The sequence below is a fragment of the Kitasatospora sp. NPDC089509 genome (assembly GCF_044749365.1).
Classification (GTDB): Bacteria; Actinomycetota; Actinomycetes; order Streptomycetales; family Streptomycetaceae; genus Kitasatospora.
This window is the reverse complement of the sequence record NZ_JBIVHS010000006.1, coordinates 235,845-250,371: the sequence shown is the minus strand read 5'-3', so window position 1 is coordinate 250,371 and position 14,527 is coordinate 235,845. Positions and strand designations below refer to the sequence as shown.

The 14,527-nt window shown below is 76.3% G+C and carries 15 protein-coding genes; 6 read left to right on the top strand and 9 right to left on the bottom strand.

The annotated features are described in order from the left end of the window. The first annotated feature begins 129 nt into the window (after nt 1-129). The gene (locus tag ACIP4P_RS15680) at nt 130-861 is read left to right on the top strand and encodes a class I SAM-dependent methyltransferase (protein ID WP_400918337.1); all 732 of its coding nucleotides are present in this window, start codon (nt 130-132) and stop codon (nt 859-861) included. 133 nt (nt 862-994) lie between these two features. Here the strand turns inward: ACIP4P_RS15680 and ACIP4P_RS15675 are convergent, their stop codons facing one another. Then, nucleotides 995-2,269, bottom strand: coding sequence for a hypothetical protein (locus tag ACIP4P_RS15675; RefSeq protein ID WP_400918335.1), 1,275 nt, complete (start codon nt 2,267-2,269; stop codon nt 995-997). A 223-nt stretch (nt 2,270-2,492) separates the two neighbouring features. Continuing rightward, nucleotides 2,493-4,220, bottom strand: coding sequence for a GAF domain-containing protein (locus tag ACIP4P_RS15670; protein ID WP_400918877.1), 1,728 nt, complete (start codon nt 4,218-4,220; stop codon nt 2,493-2,495). 329 nt (nt 4,221-4,549) lie between these two features. Between ACIP4P_RS15670 and ACIP4P_RS15665 the strand changes: the two genes are divergently transcribed. Beyond that, complete coding sequence (locus ACIP4P_RS15665; protein WP_400918332.1) at nt 4,550-5,419, top strand: universal stress protein; 870 nt, start codon at nt 4,550-4,552, stop codon at nt 5,417-5,419. 100 nt (nt 5,420-5,519) lie between these two features. Here ACIP4P_RS15665 and ACIP4P_RS15660 read toward each other — a convergent pair whose 3' ends face one another. Genes ACIP4P_RS15660 through ACIP4P_RS15650 form a run of 3 tightly spaced genes read right to left on the bottom strand, consistent with a single transcriptional unit; the run spans nt 5,520 to nt 8,466 of the window. Then, a complete protein-coding gene (locus ACIP4P_RS15660; RefSeq protein ID WP_400918329.1) occupies nt 5,520-6,062 on the bottom strand; it encodes a copper chaperone PCu(A)C in 543 nt (180 codons plus the stop codon). Continuing rightward, nucleotides 6,059-8,308: a heavy metal translocating P-type ATPase gene (locus ACIP4P_RS15655; RefSeq protein ID WP_400918326.1), complete on the bottom strand. Its 2,250-nt coding sequence runs from the start codon at nt 8,306-8,308 to the stop codon at nt 6,059-6,061. Before ACIP4P_RS15655 ends, ACIP4P_RS15660 begins: the two co-directional genes overlap by 4 nt. Beyond that, complete coding sequence (locus ACIP4P_RS15650) at nt 8,305-8,466, bottom strand: hypothetical protein (protein ID WP_400918323.1); 162 nt, start codon at nt 8,464-8,466, stop codon at nt 8,305-8,307. The genes ACIP4P_RS15655 and ACIP4P_RS15650 overlap by 4 nt, the downstream gene beginning before the upstream one ends. Nucleotides 8,467-8,654: 188 nt before the next feature. Here ACIP4P_RS15650 and ACIP4P_RS15645 point away from each other — a divergent pair, with 188 nt between their 5' ends. Then, nucleotides 8,655-9,122, top strand: a complete 468-nt coding sequence (locus ACIP4P_RS15645; protein ID WP_400918320.1) for a hypothetical protein — start codon at nt 8,655-8,657, stop codon at nt 9,120-9,122. Between the two features lie 6 nt (nt 9,123-9,128). Here ACIP4P_RS15645 and ACIP4P_RS15640 read toward each other — a convergent pair whose 3' ends face one another. Together ACIP4P_RS15640 and ACIP4P_RS15635 are read right to left on the bottom strand one after the other, a co-directional pair. Beyond that, nucleotides 9,129-9,530, bottom strand: coding sequence for an NTP pyrophosphohydrolase (locus ACIP4P_RS15640; protein WP_400918317.1), 402 nt, complete (start codon nt 9,528-9,530; stop codon nt 9,129-9,131). Nucleotides 9,531-9,563: 33 nt separating this feature from the next. After that, nucleotides 9,564-10,232, bottom strand: a complete 669-nt coding sequence (locus ACIP4P_RS15635; protein WP_400918314.1) for an HD domain-containing protein — start codon at nt 10,230-10,232, stop codon at nt 9,564-9,566. Nucleotides 10,233-10,336: 104 nt separating this feature from the next. Here ACIP4P_RS15635 and ACIP4P_RS15630 point away from each other — a divergent pair, with 104 nt between their 5' ends. Both ACIP4P_RS15630 and ACIP4P_RS15625 read left to right on the top strand, forming a co-directional pair. Next, nucleotides 10,337-11,323, top strand: a complete 987-nt coding sequence (locus ACIP4P_RS15630; RefSeq protein ID WP_400918311.1) for a GlxA family transcriptional regulator — start codon at nt 10,337-10,339, stop codon at nt 11,321-11,323. A 118-nt stretch (nt 11,324-11,441) separates the two neighbouring features. After that, a complete protein-coding gene (locus ACIP4P_RS15625; protein ID WP_350513089.1) occupies nt 11,442-12,221 on the top strand; it encodes an MBL fold metallo-hydrolase in 780 nt (259 codons plus the stop codon). 16 nt (nt 12,222-12,237) lie between these two features. Here the strand turns inward: ACIP4P_RS15625 and ACIP4P_RS15620 are convergent, their stop codons facing one another. Both ACIP4P_RS15620 and ACIP4P_RS15615 read right to left on the bottom strand, forming a co-directional pair. Continuing rightward, nucleotides 12,238-12,648: a PPOX class F420-dependent oxidoreductase gene (locus ACIP4P_RS15620; protein WP_400918307.1), complete on the bottom strand. Its 411-nt coding sequence runs from the start codon at nt 12,646-12,648 to the stop codon at nt 12,238-12,240. Between the two features lie 40 nt (nt 12,649-12,688). Then, entirely contained in the window at nt 12,689-14,143 is a 1,455-nt protein-coding gene (locus ACIP4P_RS15615; protein WP_400918305.1) for a D-alanyl-D-alanine carboxypeptidase family protein, read from the bottom strand. 175 nt (nt 14,144-14,318) lie between these two features. Here ACIP4P_RS15615 and ACIP4P_RS15610 point away from each other — a divergent pair, with 175 nt between their 5' ends. Continuing rightward, nucleotides 14,319-14,516, top strand: coding sequence for a hypothetical protein (locus ACIP4P_RS15610; RefSeq protein WP_350513091.1), 198 nt, complete (start codon nt 14,319-14,321; stop codon nt 14,514-14,516). Nucleotides 14,517-14,527 lie beyond the last annotated feature (11 nt).

Sequence of the window (14,527 nt, the reverse complement as noted above, 5' to 3'; positions counted from 1 at the left end):
GGTTGACATGTTCTGACGTCACGTCAGTGCCGCGCGGGCGGAACGGGGAGGGCCGCCGGCCGATCCGTGCGCGGTACTTGCCCGACCGCCCTCCGGTTCGCTTGACTACGCCCGGAACGGAGGCGGCCGATGCTCGACTACGACGCCGAGGCGCGCGACTACGACGCCTCGCGCGGCGGCGAACCACGGGCCCGGGTCGCCGCGGCGGCCGTCGAACGGCTGCTGCCGGTCGGTGCGCGGGTGGTGCTGGACGTCGCCTGCGGCACGGGCATCGTCACCGCCCGGCTGCTCCGCCCCGGCCGGACCGTTCTGGGCGCCGACCGCTCACCCGGGATGCTGCGGCTCGCGGCGCGCCGGCTGCCCGGCGCCGTGCTGTGCGCGGACGCCGCGCAACTGCCGCTGCGCGCGGGCACGGTGGACGCCGTGCTGCTGGTCTGGCTGCTCCACCTGCTGCCCGACGCCGCGCCCGTGCTGGCGGAGGCCCGCCGGGTGCTGCGCCCGGGCGGGGTGCTGGTCACCACGGCGGACAAGAACGACGCGTACTTCACCGAGTCGAGCGACCTCGCCGAGGCCACCGCCGCACTGCGCCGTCGCCACGCCCCGCGGGTGCCGGACGCCGCCGACCTGCTGACCGCCCAGGCCACCGCGCTCGGCCTGCGTCCGGTGGGCGAGACGTCGTTCCCCGGCCTCGGCCAGGGTCGCAGCCCCCGGGCCTGGCGGGAGGCCGCCGAGCGCGGCCGGCTCCCGTGGTGCCGGGAGCCCGCGGAACTCGCCGCCGCGGTGCGGGCGTTGGCGGCCCTGCCGGACCAGGACGCCCCGCGCCCCGACCCGCGCTACCGCCTGCTCGCCTTCCGCGGCTGAGGGTCCTGTCACCACCCGACCATGGAACGCCCCGAGGTGTTCACCGAACACCTGCCGGGCGTCCTGGCCGCGCCGCCCGCCCGCCGGGCGCAGTGCGTAGGGGCGGTGCGGGGCAACACGGGGGAGTGCGGCTTCAGTGCGGATCGCCCGCGATCCGACCCGCCAGGGCCCGTACCGTGGGCGGCAGTTCACGCAGCCGGACGGCGAGCATCGGCACCGCCAGGCCGAGGTAGACCCCGCTCAGTACCAGCCGGGCGGACTCCCCGGGCAGGACGAACTGCGCAACGAAGAGGACGAACAGCAGCCCGGCCTTCCACGGCTGGAAGCGCAGGTCCAGCAGGAGGACGACGGCGAGGACGGTCTGCGCGGCGGTCAGCAGCACCTCGTCCACCTGGCGTTCGACCAGCGGGAGCGAGGCCGGGCCGCCGCCCAGCAGGTGGGCGAGCGGGAGGCAGCCGATCAGCAGGCTCCACTGGTTGACCTTGCTGGAGAGCAGCGCGCCCAGCCCGTCGTCGCCGCGCAGCCGCCAGGCGAAGACCACCGCGACGATCAGTTCGGGGGCCTCGGAGGCCAGCGGGGCCAGCCACTGCACCAGCAGGAAGCGGTCGATGCCCAGCGAGGACCCGGCATCGACCAGTGAGGTGGCGAAGGGCTCGGCGCAGGCGAAGACCACGGCCGCGGCCGCGACGAACACCAGCACCGTGACGGCCTGCCGGCGGCGGGCCGGCAGCAGCGCCAACCGGGCCGGGACGCCGAGGAGTTCCTCCTCGTCGGTCTCGCTGCAGCGGCTGATCCGGAACAGGTAGTAGGCGTACCAGGCGATCAGCACCACCGACAGCACCCAGGAGATCTGCCGGGTCGCCGGCATCACGAAGGCCACCAGGGCGGCGGCGCCCAGGAAGGCGGTGTCGATCCGGCGGTGCTCGCGCAGGGTGATCCCCGGCGCGGCGCCCCGGCGACGGGCGGCGAAGTACCCGGCCAGCGCCACCAGCGGCCAGCCGATGCCGACCAGCAGCCGGTTGGCGCCGGTCATGTTGGCGGCCGCGTAGGCGGCGTACTCGGGGCGGGTGCCGGCCGTGTAGGCGAACCAGAGGTCGACGGCGTACTCGGGCAGGACGGCGATGAAGGCGAGCAGGGCCAGCGCGAGCGGACCGGAGATGTCCGCCCGGGCCGTCTCCGCCGCCCACATCAGCAGCAGCGCCGCCGACAGCACGCCCAGGCCGAACAGCAGCATGGCCGGCACCGGTGCGGGGTGGATCCCGGCCAGCCGCAGCACCACGGCGGGCAGCGCGCCGGCCGCGGCGACGGCCAGCCGCAGGGCCGTCACCGGCCCGCTGGGCGGCGGCGCGGACGGGACCTCGGCGGTGCCCGGGGGCGGGGCGGCGGTCGCGGGTGACTCGTGGGCCATCGGCCGTCCTCGTGCTCGTGCTCGGCTGGCTCCACCGCCGGCCGCCGGGCGTGGCGGCAGGCGGGAAGGGGAACGCGAGCAGGCTAGGGGCGGCCCGGCCCGGGGCCGGGAGCGCGGCGCGGCGGCGGTGGCGGAGTTCCCCCGTACGGCGGCGGGCGGCTCCGGGAGCCGCGTGGGCGGGTCAGCGGCCCACCCGGGTGGTTCAGCGGCCTACCCGGGCGGTTCAGCGGCCCAGCGGGGCCTCCCACACCAGCCGGGTCCCGCCGGCCTCACCGCCGCCCGCGCTCGCTGCGGAGCCGTCCGCCGGGCCGTGGGTGAAGACCCCGCCGACCCGTTCGGCGCGCTCGGCGAGGTTGCGCAGCCCGCTGCGCCGCCCGCCCTCGGGGATGCCCACCCCGTCGTCCGTGACGGTGAGCACCACCCGCCCGGCCAGCGCCCGCAGGGTGACCTCGACCCGGGTGGCCCGGGCGTGCCGGGCGGCGTTGCTGAGGGCCTCCGCCAGGACCGCGACCACGTGCTCGGCGAGTTCCTGCGGCACGTCGGTGTCCAGCAGGCCCTCCATGCTCAGCCGCGGCGCGAGGCCGAGCGGGCCCTGCGCCTCGGTGACGACCCGGGTGGCGCGGGCGCGCAGTCCGCGGTCGGGTTCGCTGTGGGCGCGCAGGCCGAAGATGGTCGAGCGGATGATCTTGATGGTCTCGTCCAGGTCCGCCACCGCGCGGGCGACCCGGTCGGCGGCGGCCGGGCTGTCGATCAGCCGGCCCGCGCTCTGCAGCGTCATCCCGGTGGCGAACAGCCGTTGGATGGCCAGGTCGTGCAGGTCCCGGGCGATCCGGTCGCGGTCCTCCAGCAGGTTCAACTGCTCGGCGTCGCGCCGCCGTTCGGCCAGCTCCAGGGCCAGCGCGGCCTGGTCGGCGAAGCCCAGCAGCGGGCCGGTCTCCTCCGGCCCGAAGGCCGGCTGCCCCTGTGCCCGGGCCAGCAGCAGCACGCCGCGCCCGTACCCGGGGCCGGTGCCCAGCGGTACCGCGACGGCCGGGCCCAGCCCGTCGAAGCGGCCCGCCGGACCGGCCGGGAAGCGCGGGTCGCAGGCCAGGTCGTCGCTGGTGGCGGGCGAGCCGGAGGCGTACGCGGCGCCGGAGAGGGTGCCGTCCACCGGCACCGTCACGCCCAGCCGCGCGGTGGGCTCGGCGCCGAGCGCGACCTCCACCGCCAGCTCCTCGGCCCGCTCCTCCGGGCCGGCCAGCGCCACCGAGACGTCCGCCAGCTCGGCGCCGGCGATCTCCCGGGCCCGACGGGCGATCAGCTCCACCACCTCCAGGCGCGGCGCGCCGGACAGCAGGCTGCGGGTGATCTCGGTGCTGGCCCGCAGCCAGCGCTGGCGCAGCTGTGCCTCCTCGTACAGCCGGGCGTTGTCGATGGCGACCCCGGCCGCGACCGCCAGGGTGGAGATCACCGCCTCGTCGTCCTCGTCGAAGTCCAGCCCGCCGCGCTTGTCGGTCAGGTAGAGGTTGCCGAACACCTCGCCGTGCACCCGCACCGGCACCCCCAGGAAGGTGTGCATCGGCGGGTGGTCGGGCGGGAAGCCGGCCGAGGCCGGGTGCTCGGAGAGCACCGGGCAGCGCAGCGGCTGCGGGTGGCGGATCAGTTCGCCGAGGATGCCCCGGCCGGAGGGCGGCGGGCCGATCTCCGCGATCTCGCCCTCGGACAGACCGACCGTCAGGAACTGCGACAGGGTGTGCCCGTCCGGCCCGATCACGCCCAGCGCGCCGTAGCGGGCGTCCACCAGGTCGACGGCGGCCTCGACGATCCGGTGCAGCGCCTGGGCGAGGTCCAGTTCGCGGCCGACCGCGAGCACCGCCTCCAGCAGGCTGTGCACCCGGTTCTGCGTCCCGCGCGCCGCGTCGATCCGCCACTGGAGCTCCTCCAGCAGCTCGTCCAGGCGCAGTCGGGGCATCCGCGCGCCGCCGCCCGCCGCGCTGCCGTCCGCTCCGCCCACCGCTGTCCTCCTCGTCCGCCCGCTTGCCCGGCCGGGCGGCGCGGGGCCGTCCGACCAGCGGGAATGCTGTGTCCTCACGGTAGTGCCCGGGTGTCGGCGGGGTGCAGGGCGGGGTCGCCCGTAGGGTGCCCGGGGGCGGGTCTTTCGTCCCGTGCGCGCAGGGCTTGCGGCCTCTGGCGCCGGGTCGCCGGCGGAGGGCAGGGTGAGGGGCGGAGCAGTACGGACGGGGCGTCAGGGCGCACCGTCGCCGGAGCCGGACCAGTGGCCGAACCAGTGGAGGAACTCTCATGACGTCAACCGTTGTGGCCGGGGTCGACGGCTCCGCGGCGAGCACCGTCGCCGCCCGTTGGGCCGCCGAGGAGGCGCTGCGGCGCGGGGCCCCGCTGCGGCTGGTGCACGCCTGGCCGTGGCTGACCGACGGTGTGTCCTCCTTCGCCGAGCCCGACGACCTGCCGGCCGCCGCCCAGCGCACCCTGGCCGAGGCCGCCGATGCGGTCCGCGCGGACCACCCGGACCTGGCCGTGCACACCGACGCCGTCCTGGACGCCCCGGTGGACGGGCTGGTCGCGGCCGCGGCGGACGCCGGTCTGCTGGTGCTCGGCTCGCGCGGGCACGGCGGCTTCGCCGGGCTGCTGCTGGGCTCGGTCAGCATGGCGGTGGCCGGGCGCAGCGAGGTGCCGGTGGTCGTGGTGCGGGAGGCGGGCTCCGCCGGTTCCCCGGGTTCCCCGGGCGCCGGTGAGGTGGTGGTCGGGGTCGACGCCCACGCCCCCGAGGAGGAGGTGCTGGACTTCGCCTTCCGCGCGGCCGCCCTGCGCGGCGCCCGGCTCCGGGCCGTCCACGGCTGGGACCTGCCCCCGCTGTTCGGCTACGCGGGCGGCGCCGTCCCGGCCGGTGAGGTCGCCCAGCTGGAGACCCTGGAGGCGAAGCTGCTGTCGCTCGCCCTGGCCGGGCCGCGCGAGCGGCACCCGGAGGTCGCGGTGGTCGAGGACGTTCGCCTGGGCGTGGCCCGCGGCCTGGTCGAGTCCTCGGCCGGGGCCGCCCTGGTGGTCGTGGGCCGGCGTCGCCGCCCGGTCGAGTTCGGCCCCCGGCTCGGCCGGGTCGCCCACGCGGCGCTGCACCACGCCGAGGCGCCGGTGGCGGTCGTCCCGCACGGGTGACGGGCCCCGCAGCGTTTCGGCCCGGCCTCGGGGAACCCCCCGAGGCCGGGCCGAAACGGTTCAGCTCGGCTCGGCTCGGCTCGGCTCAGCTCAGCTCAGCTCAGCGCGGCCGGTCGGCCGGCGTGCGGACCACGGCGGTGAGCTGCAGGGGCGGGCTGTGCCGGAAGGTGAGGGTGAAGGCCACCTGCTGGCCGGGCCGCAACGGGGGCGGGGCGGCGATCATCAGGTCGGCGTCCTCCGGTGACATCGCCAGTTCGCCCCGGCCGGGCACGGGCAGCGCGGCGACCGGTTCCCAGCGGCCCGCCGAGCCCTGGTGCAGGTGCCGCTTGAGGGTGATCGGTCCGCCGAACTCCCAGCTAGCGCCGGTGAGTTCGTCCGGCACGTCGCCCGGGTTGCGGATCGTGAAGAACGCCGCGGTGGCCGGGGCCGCGCCCGCCGTGGGCTGCAGTATCCAGCCGTTGTCGGCTACCACCGGGCGGGGGCGCCCGGCGCCGCCGACCGCCGTCCAGCCGGTGAGCAGGGCCAGCGCGAGCACCGCCGCGCCGACCGGCGGGCCGACCACCCTGAGCCGCTCGGCCGTCCCGAGCCGCTCGGCCCACGCCGTCGCCGGGCCGGCCGCCTTGAGCCGCTTGCCCGCCCTCATCGCCGGGCCCCCTTCCGCTGGCCGCGCCCCGGTTCCCAGGTGCGCAGCCGCAGGCTGTTGCCCACCACCAGCAGGGAGCTGAGCGACATCGCGACCGCCGCCAGCATCGGGTTCAGCAGTCCGACGGCCGCCAGCGGGATCAGCACCAGGTTGTAGCCGAAGGCCCAGAGCAGGTTGGCCCGGATGGTGGCGAGGGTCTGCCGGGCCAGCCGTACGGCGTCCACCACCGCCTCGATCTCGCCGCGGACCAGGGTCAGTCCGGCGGCGCCGATCGCGGCGTCGCTGCCGGAGGCCAGCGCCACCCCGAGGTCGGCCGAGGCCAGGGCGACCGCGTCGTTGACGCCGTCGCCGACCACCGCCACCGTCCGTCCGGCGGCGCGCAGTTCGGCCACCACCTCGGCCTTGCGCTCGGGCGAGGCCGAGGAGTGGACCTGCTCGATGCCCAGTTCGGCGGCCACCGTCCGGGCCGCGCCGGGGCCGTCGCCGGTCAGCAGGACGGTCTCCAGGCCCATCCCGCGCAGCCGGTGGAGGGCCCGCCAACTGCCGGAGCGCAGGGTGTCGCCGACCGCCAGCACGGCCGCGGCCCGCCCGTCCAGTTCCACCAGGACGGCGCTGCGGCCGGCCGCTCCGGCCGCCGCCACCGCCGCGTCGAGTGCGGGGGGCAGTTCGGCGCCGTCCGGCCGGACGGCCCGGACGGTCCGGCCCTCGACCGTGCCGGACACCCCGAGGCCGGTCGTGGCGGCGAAGCCGTCCACCGGGGGCAGGGCCCCGCAGCGCTCCCGGGCGGCGGCCGCGACGGCCCGTCCGATCGGGTGCTCCGAGCGGTGCTCGACCGCGCCCGCCAGCCGCAGCACCTCCTGCTCCGCACCGTCCTCGGCGACGGTCACCGCCGTCAGCTCCATCCGGCCGGTGGTCAGCGTGCCGGTCTTGTCGACCACCACGGTGTCCACCCGGCGCAGGCTCTCCAGCACCTCCGGTCCGCGTACCAGCACGCCCAGTTCGGCGCCCCGGCCGGTGGCCGCCAGCAGTGCCGTCGGGGTGGCCAGGCCGAGCGCGCACGGGCAGGCCACCACCAGGACGGCGACCGCCGCCGTCACCGCCGCCTGCGGGGCCGCGCCCGCGCCCAGCCAGAAGCCCAGCACGCTCACCGCGACCGTCAGCACGCACGGGACGAACACCCCGGCCACCGCGTCCGCCAGCCGCTGCGCCCGGGCCTTGCCGGCCTGGGCGTCGGCCACCAGGGCGGTGATCCGGGCCAGTTGGGTGTCCGCGCCGACCGCCGTGGCCCGGACCACCAGCGCGCCGCCGACGTTCACCGTCGCCCCGGCGACCCGGTCCCCGGGGCCGACCTCGACCGGCACGCTCTCCCCGGTCAGCAGACTCAGGTCGAGTGCCGAACCCCCTTCGAGCACCACCCCGTCGGTGGCCACCCGTTCCCCCGGTCGCACCACGAACTCCTGCCCGGGCAGCAGGAGTTCGATCGGTATCAGCCGTTCCTCGCCGTCCTCCGCCCGGACGCACACCTGCTTGGCGCCCAGCTCGGCGAGCGCCCGCAGCGCGGAGCCGCTGCGGCGGCGCACCCGGCCCTCCAGCAGTCGCCCGGCCAGCACGAACAGCGGTACGCCGACCGCCGCCTCCAGGTACACGTGCGCGGCGCCGCCGCCGTCGGCGGTCAGCGAGAACGGCATCCGCATGCCCAACTGCCCGGCGCCGCCGAGGAACAGGGCGTACGCGGACCAGCCGAAGGAGGCCAGGACGCCCAGGCTGACCAGGGTGTCCATGGTCGCCGCGGCGTGCCGCAGCCCCTGCCCGGCCCGCCGGTGGAAGCCTGCCGAACCCCAGGTCACCACCGGGACGGCCAGCCCGAAGCAGACCCACTGCCAGCCGGTGAACTGCAGCCCGGGCACCATCGACAGCACCAGCACCGGGACGGCCAGCAGCGCCGTCACCAGCAGGCGCCACCGCTCGTCCGGCTCCTCGGCGGCGATCCCGGCGGGCACCCCGGCCGGTGCCAACTCGGCGGTGTAACCGGCCCGTTCGACCGCCGCGACCAGCTCGTCCACGGACACCCCGGCGGGGTGCAGCACCCGAGCCCGGCCGGTCGCCAGGTTCACCCCGGCCGTCACCCCGTCGATCCGGCCCAGCCGCTTCTCGACCCGGCCCACGCAGGCGGCGCAGGTCATCCCGCCGACCGCCAGGTCGGTGGACACCAGCGCGTCGGCGTCCGCTCCCGCGACCGGGCTCACCGCATGCCGCCCATGTCGTGCCCACCCATGCCGGGCGAGGCTCCGGCGCCCCGGCTCGGTGTCAGCCCCGGCGCCACCGGCCCGGCCTGCCGCCCCACCGCGTACGCCACCACGAACACCACCACCAGCAGCAGGACGAACCCCGCCAGCACACTCAACGGCCGGACACCCGGCGACTTCGCATTCACCCCCCACCAGTCGGACGGCCGGAACGGTTGGTTCCCGTGCGGCCGGAGTCGTCCGGAGTGGTGCTCGTCACTCCCCACCGGCCCCGGCCGTTCGACGTCGTACGATCGCTGCGCGTGCCGATCACCGGCACGGACGACGGACATCCGGGGGGATGATCATGAAGCGGACGAAGACGCGCGCCCTGACCATGGCGGCGGGGGTGCTGGGGGTGTCGGTGACGCTGCTCGGGACGGCGTCGGCGCAGCCGACCGACGGGCCCGGCCCGGACGAGCCGTTCGGCCACCTGGGGACGGGTCAGGTCCTGCCGCCCACCCCGGACGAGGACACCATGTTCTCGATCGCGGACTGGGTCGGGAACGGCGGCGCGGTGACCGCCTCGGCGATCGAGACGCTGCCGATCTCCGTCACCGTCGGCTGCCAGGGCGGCGGTTCGGTGCGGGTGCACGTAGGCGGCCAGGCCCCGGCCGACTTCACGGTGCAGTGCCCGGTTGGCTCCGTGGGCGTCGGCTCGGTGGAGATCCCCGCCCGTCCGGGCCGGGACTTCCAGTTCACCGTGCACACCTCGGACCCGTCGATCCACTGGGGCATCAATGCCCTCCAGATCCGGCCCGTCCACCAGGACTGAGCCGGCTCAGGACCGGACGCTCCGCGGCCCCGTCACGGCCGCGCCCAACGCGCCCACCCGGCCGCGGAGTTCACGGTCGGCGGTGACCACCACGCAGGCCCGCGCCGGGTGTTCGGCGCGGGCCTCGCGGACCAGCTCCACGATCCGGTCGTCGCCGCTGCCGACCGCCGACACCACCCGCACCTCGGGCACACCGCTCACGCCCCGGGCCGCGCCCTCGACCACCAGCACCACCTCCAGCGGACCGGGGTGCTCCGGCACGCCCCGGGCGGCGACCGCCACCAGCGCGTCCCGCAGCCGTTCGGCGGCGGCCCGCCGGTCCCGCCACCAGCCGTCCGGCACCGAGCCCACCACGTTCGCGCCGTCCACCACCAGCAGGGTCGGCGGCGCCGCCTCGTCCTGTTCCATGACCGCCAAGCCTGCCACGGCGAAGGGGCGGGCTCACTCCGCCCAGTCGGAGCCCCGGATGACCTCGACGAAGTCGCCGCGCTCGAAGCCGGGGACGAAGTGCGCCAGCACATCGGCCTTGACGTTGCCGAAGGTGCTGTCCGGGCGGTTCCGGATGCCCTCGGTGAACGCGGCCAGGATCCGGTTCTTGAAGTCGGGCCGGGGGTGGGCGGCGACCACGGCGGCCCGCTGCTCGGCGCTGACGGCGTGGTAGCCGAGGCCCAACACGTCGAGTTCCACGCCACGGGTGACCAGGGCGATCTCCGGCGCCATGTGCAGCGGGATCTCCGGGGTGGTGTGCAGGGCGATCGCGGTCCACACCCGCTGGGCCGGCTCGTCGGCGATCCCGTGGGCGGTCAGGAAGCGGCGGGCCTCGTCCGCGCCGTCGATCTCGAACCGCTGGTCGGTGCGGCCGTAGCGCCCGGTGAGGCCGAGGTCGTGGAACATCGCCCCGACGTAGAGCAGCTCCGGGTCGTACGCCAGGCCCTGTTCGGCGCCGCGCAGCGCCCCGAACAGGTACACCCGGCGCGAGTGGTCGAAGATCAGCGGCGAGGCCGCGTCCCGGACCAGTTCGGTGGCCTCGCGGGCCAGGGCGCTGTCCGGGATCCGTACGCCGGCGACGGTCTCGGTGGTTCCGGTGGTTCCGGTGGTCATGTCGGTCATGGGGGTCATCTCCTTCGGGAGCCGATCGGTGGACTCCTCCACCGTCGCCCGGCCGGGTAGGCTGGCGCCATGTCCGTACAGACCTCCACCCCTCGGATCCGGACATGACGCGCCGGGTCGCCTTCCTCGTGTTCGACGGCGTGACCCTGCTGGACGTCAGCGGCCCGCTGGAGGTGCTCCACGAGTCCGGGCGGCTCGGCCACCCGTACGCGACGGTGCTGGTCTCCCCGTCCGGCGGCACCGTCACCGCCTCCAACGGCGTCGCGCTGGCCGCCACCGCCGCACCGGAGGACGTGGGGCCGCTGGACACCCTGGTGGTCGCCGGCGCCGACCACCTCGCCGCCGAGGGCCCGGACGGCGGCCCGGACGAAGCCCTGCTCGCCGCCGCGCGAAGCCTGGCCGAACGGGCGCAGCGGGTCGCCTCGGTGTGCAGCGGCGCCTTCGTGCTGGCCGCGCTGGGCCTGCTGGACGGCCGCCGCGCCACCACCCACTGGCGGCACGCCCGGGCCCTCGAACTGCGCCACCCCCGGGTCCGGGTCGAACCCGACGCCCTGCACGTACGGGACGGGCGCTACCACACCAGCGCGGGCATCAGCGCGGGCATCGACCTCGCCCTGGCACTGGTCGAACACGACCACGGGCCCGACACCGCCCGGGAGATCGCCCGCGAACTGGTCGTCTTCATGCAGCGCCCCGGCGGCCAGTCCCAGTTCTCCACCGCGCTGGCCACCCCGCCGGCCCGCGGCGAGCTGCTGCGCACCCTCACCGACGCCGTGCTCGCCGACCCGGCCGCCGACCACAGCCTGCCCGCGATGGCCGCCACCGCCGCCGTCAGCACCCGCCACCTGACCCGGCTCTTCCAGGCCGAACTGCACACCACCCCGGCCCGCTGGGTCGAGCGGGTCCGCCTGGACCGCGCCCAGCAGCTGCTGCTGGACGGGCACAGCATCACCGCCACCGCCCGGCACAGCGGCCTGGGCAGCGACGAGACCCTGCGCCGCGCCTTCGCCCGCCACCTGGGCACCACCCCCACCGAGTACCGCCGCCGGTTCGGCAGTACCAGTACCCCGGGCGCCCCCGGCACCGGCTGACCGCCCCCGGCCGTCCGGGCTTCCGGCCACCCGGGGCTCAGCCGAACCGGCGACCCCGGCGGCATGTCCGGCGCCGCCTGCCGGGGGCCCGTCCGGGGGACAGGTAGGCAACGGGCCCATGGAGACACGCATCGACGAGATCGCCGAGCGGATCTACCGGGTGTCGACCCACGTCCCGGAGATCGCCCCGCCCGCCGGATTCACCTTCAACCAGTTCCTGGTCGACGCCGAGGAGCCGCTGCTCTTCCACACCGGGATGCGGCAGCTGTTCCCGGTGGTGTCGGAGGCGATCAGCCGGGTGCTGCCGCTGGAGCGGTTGCGCTGGGTCACCTTCGGGCACGTCGAGGCGGACGAGTGCGGGGCGATGAACGAGTTCCTGGCGGCCGCCCCGCACGCCCGGGTGGCACACAACACGCTGGGCTGCCTGGTCTCGTTGAACGACCTCGCGGACCGCCCGCCGGTGCCGATGGACGACGGCGAGGTGCTGGACCTCGGCGGGCGGCAGGTGCGCCGGCGGCTGCGCAACATCAACACCCCGCACGTGCCGCACGGTTGGGAGGCGCGGGTGCTGTTCGAGGAGCAGACCGGCACCCTGTTCTGCGGGGACCTGTTCACCCACCTCGGCAACGGTCCGGCCGTGACCGAGGCCGACCTGGTCGAGGCCGCCCTGGAGTCCGAGCGGCTGTTCCGCCAGACCTCCTGCCTGACCGCAGCCGCCACCACGCTGCGCGCCCTGGCCGACCTGCGGCCGCGCACCCTGGCGGTGATGCACGGCTCCTCGTACCGGGGCGACGGCGCGGCCGCGCTGACCGCCCTGGCGGACGCGCTGGAGGAACGGTTCGGCCCGGAGTCGGAGTTCGTCGGCGTGCCGAGCGTGCTGGCGGACCCGCACCCCTGAGGTCCGTCAGGGTGGGTCAGGCGAGGGTGATCCGGATGCCGATCGTGCCGCGCTCGCCGCGGCGCAGCCGGCTGCCGAGCAGGGTGAGCACGCCGAGCAGCCCGTACTTCTGGCGCAGCAGGGTGCGGTAGGCGGCGGTGCGCTCGGGGGAGAGGAGCTCGGCGGTGGCCGGGTACTGCTCGTCGGTCGGGCGGCCCTTGACGTCGCAGGGGCCGACCAGGACGTCGGCGCGGTTGCGGATCCGCTTGACCTTCCAGGAGTCCGCGACGGTCCAGACGCCGAGGGCCTCGCCGTCGCGGACCACCCACACCGGGGTGGGCACCGGGGTGCCGTCCTTCTTGTAGGTGGTGACGAGCAGGTAGCTGCCGGCCGAGAGGCTGACGATCCGGGCGAGCCGGTCCGGGGCGGCGGGGTCGGGCGTGGTCATGATCGGAATTCTAGGGCCTCGGGTCCGCCGCCCCGGCGGGTCACGGGCGGCGGCGGGGGCGGACGGTGCGCAGCAGGGCGCGGGCGCGGCGGGTGAGCCGCCGGTGGCTGCGGCCGCCGACGCCGGTGGATCCGATCGCGGAGGTGCCGCCGACGCCGGTGGATCCGCTGCCGGTCGGGCCGCCGGTGGCCGTGGCCGTGGTGGGGGCCGGACGGGCGGCGAGCGCCGCGGTGCGGCGGCGGGCGGCGGTGCGGGCGGTGCCCCAGACGGCGAGGCCGGTGGCGACCGCGGCGCCGGTCCACAGCGCGGGCGTCAGAGCGGAGTCGTGGCCGCTGATGGTCGGCGGACGGGACCAGGGCGGCAGCCCGGCGTCGAGGTCGGCGGCGGCCCGGGGGTCGCCGCCGAGCGGGGCGCCCGCGGCACCGGCGGCGCCGGGGTCACCGGGGCCGCCGGTGGCCTTCGGGGCGCCGAGGTCCTCGACCAGCTGCCCGACCGGCTGGACCTTGCCCGCGGCCGCGAAGCCCCAGTCGAGCAGGCTGGCGGCCTCGTCGTAGACCTTGACCTGCGCCTCGGGGTGCATCACGGTGACCAGCAGGGTGCGGCCGTTCCGTTCGGCGGCGCCGGTGAAGGTGGCGCCCGCGTTGGTGGTGTAGCCGTTCTTGACGCCGATCAGGCCGGGGTACTTGCCGAGCAGCCGGTCGGTGTTGGCGATGTCGAAGGCGGTGCGCTGCCCGGTGGTCTTGTCCAGGCCGCCGGGGAACCGGGCGGTGCGGGTGGCGCAGTAGGAGCGGAAGTCGGCGTTGCGCAGGCCGGCCCGGGCGAACAGGGTGAGGTCGTACGCGGAGGAGACCTGGCCGTCCATGTCGTAGCCGTCGGGGGAGACCACCTTGGTGTCCTGGGCCTGGAGCGAGCGGGCGCGGGCCTGCATCTCGCCGACGGTCTGCTGGACGCCGCCGTTCATGTGCGCCAGGACGTGCACGGCGTCGTTGCCGGAGCTGAGGAAGACGCCCCGCCAGAGGTCCTCGACCCGGTACGGCAGGTTCTCCTTGACGCCGACCAGGCTGCTGCCGACGCCCAGGTTGGCGAGTTCGGCCGGGGTGACCTGGTGCTCGGTGGACCGGTCGAACTTGGGCAGCACGGTGTCCGCGAACAGCATCTTGAGAGTGCTGGCCGGGGGCAGCGGCTGGTGGGCGTTGCGGGCGGCGAGCACCTCGCCGGTGCCGGCGTCGGCGATCAGCCAGGAGCGGCCGGTGAGTTCGGTGGGGAGGGCGGGGGCCCCGGCGAGCGGCGCGACCTGGACGGCCGGGCGGCCGAGCCGCTCCCCGCCGACGATGGAGGCGGCGTCCTGGGCGAGGGCCGCCGGGGCTCCGGCGGCGAGCACCAGGGCGGAGGCGGCGGTGGCGGCCGCGACCCTGGCGACGGACGGGGACTGCTGCGACTTCTGCGGCACGCGGTCCCGCGGCACGCGTTTCTGCTGCACACGCTTTGACTGCACACGGCGAACGTACCGGCGGGGCCGCGGGGCCGCCGTGCGCTGCTGCTCCGTCCGGAGTTCCGGACCCGGCGGGGCCCGGGCCCCACCGGCGCCCGCCCGGGTCGCGACTTTGGTGGGCCCGGGTCGCGCCGAAAGTCGGTTGGGCGGGCGGCGCCGGTTTCCTAGGCTCGGGGGCATGAAGACCCTGCTCGGATACCTCGGTTTCGTGCTGATCCTGGGCGGCGGTTCCGGCCTGCTGGCCGACCGGCTCGGGGGCTTCCGGCTGTTCGGGTTCGTCCGGTTCCTGGTGCCGGACGGCCATGAGACCGTCGGGTACGTCGTCCTGCTGGTGCTCGGCGTGCTGTTGTCGATCCCGGCCGCCCGCCGGGGCTGACCCCTCCGGAA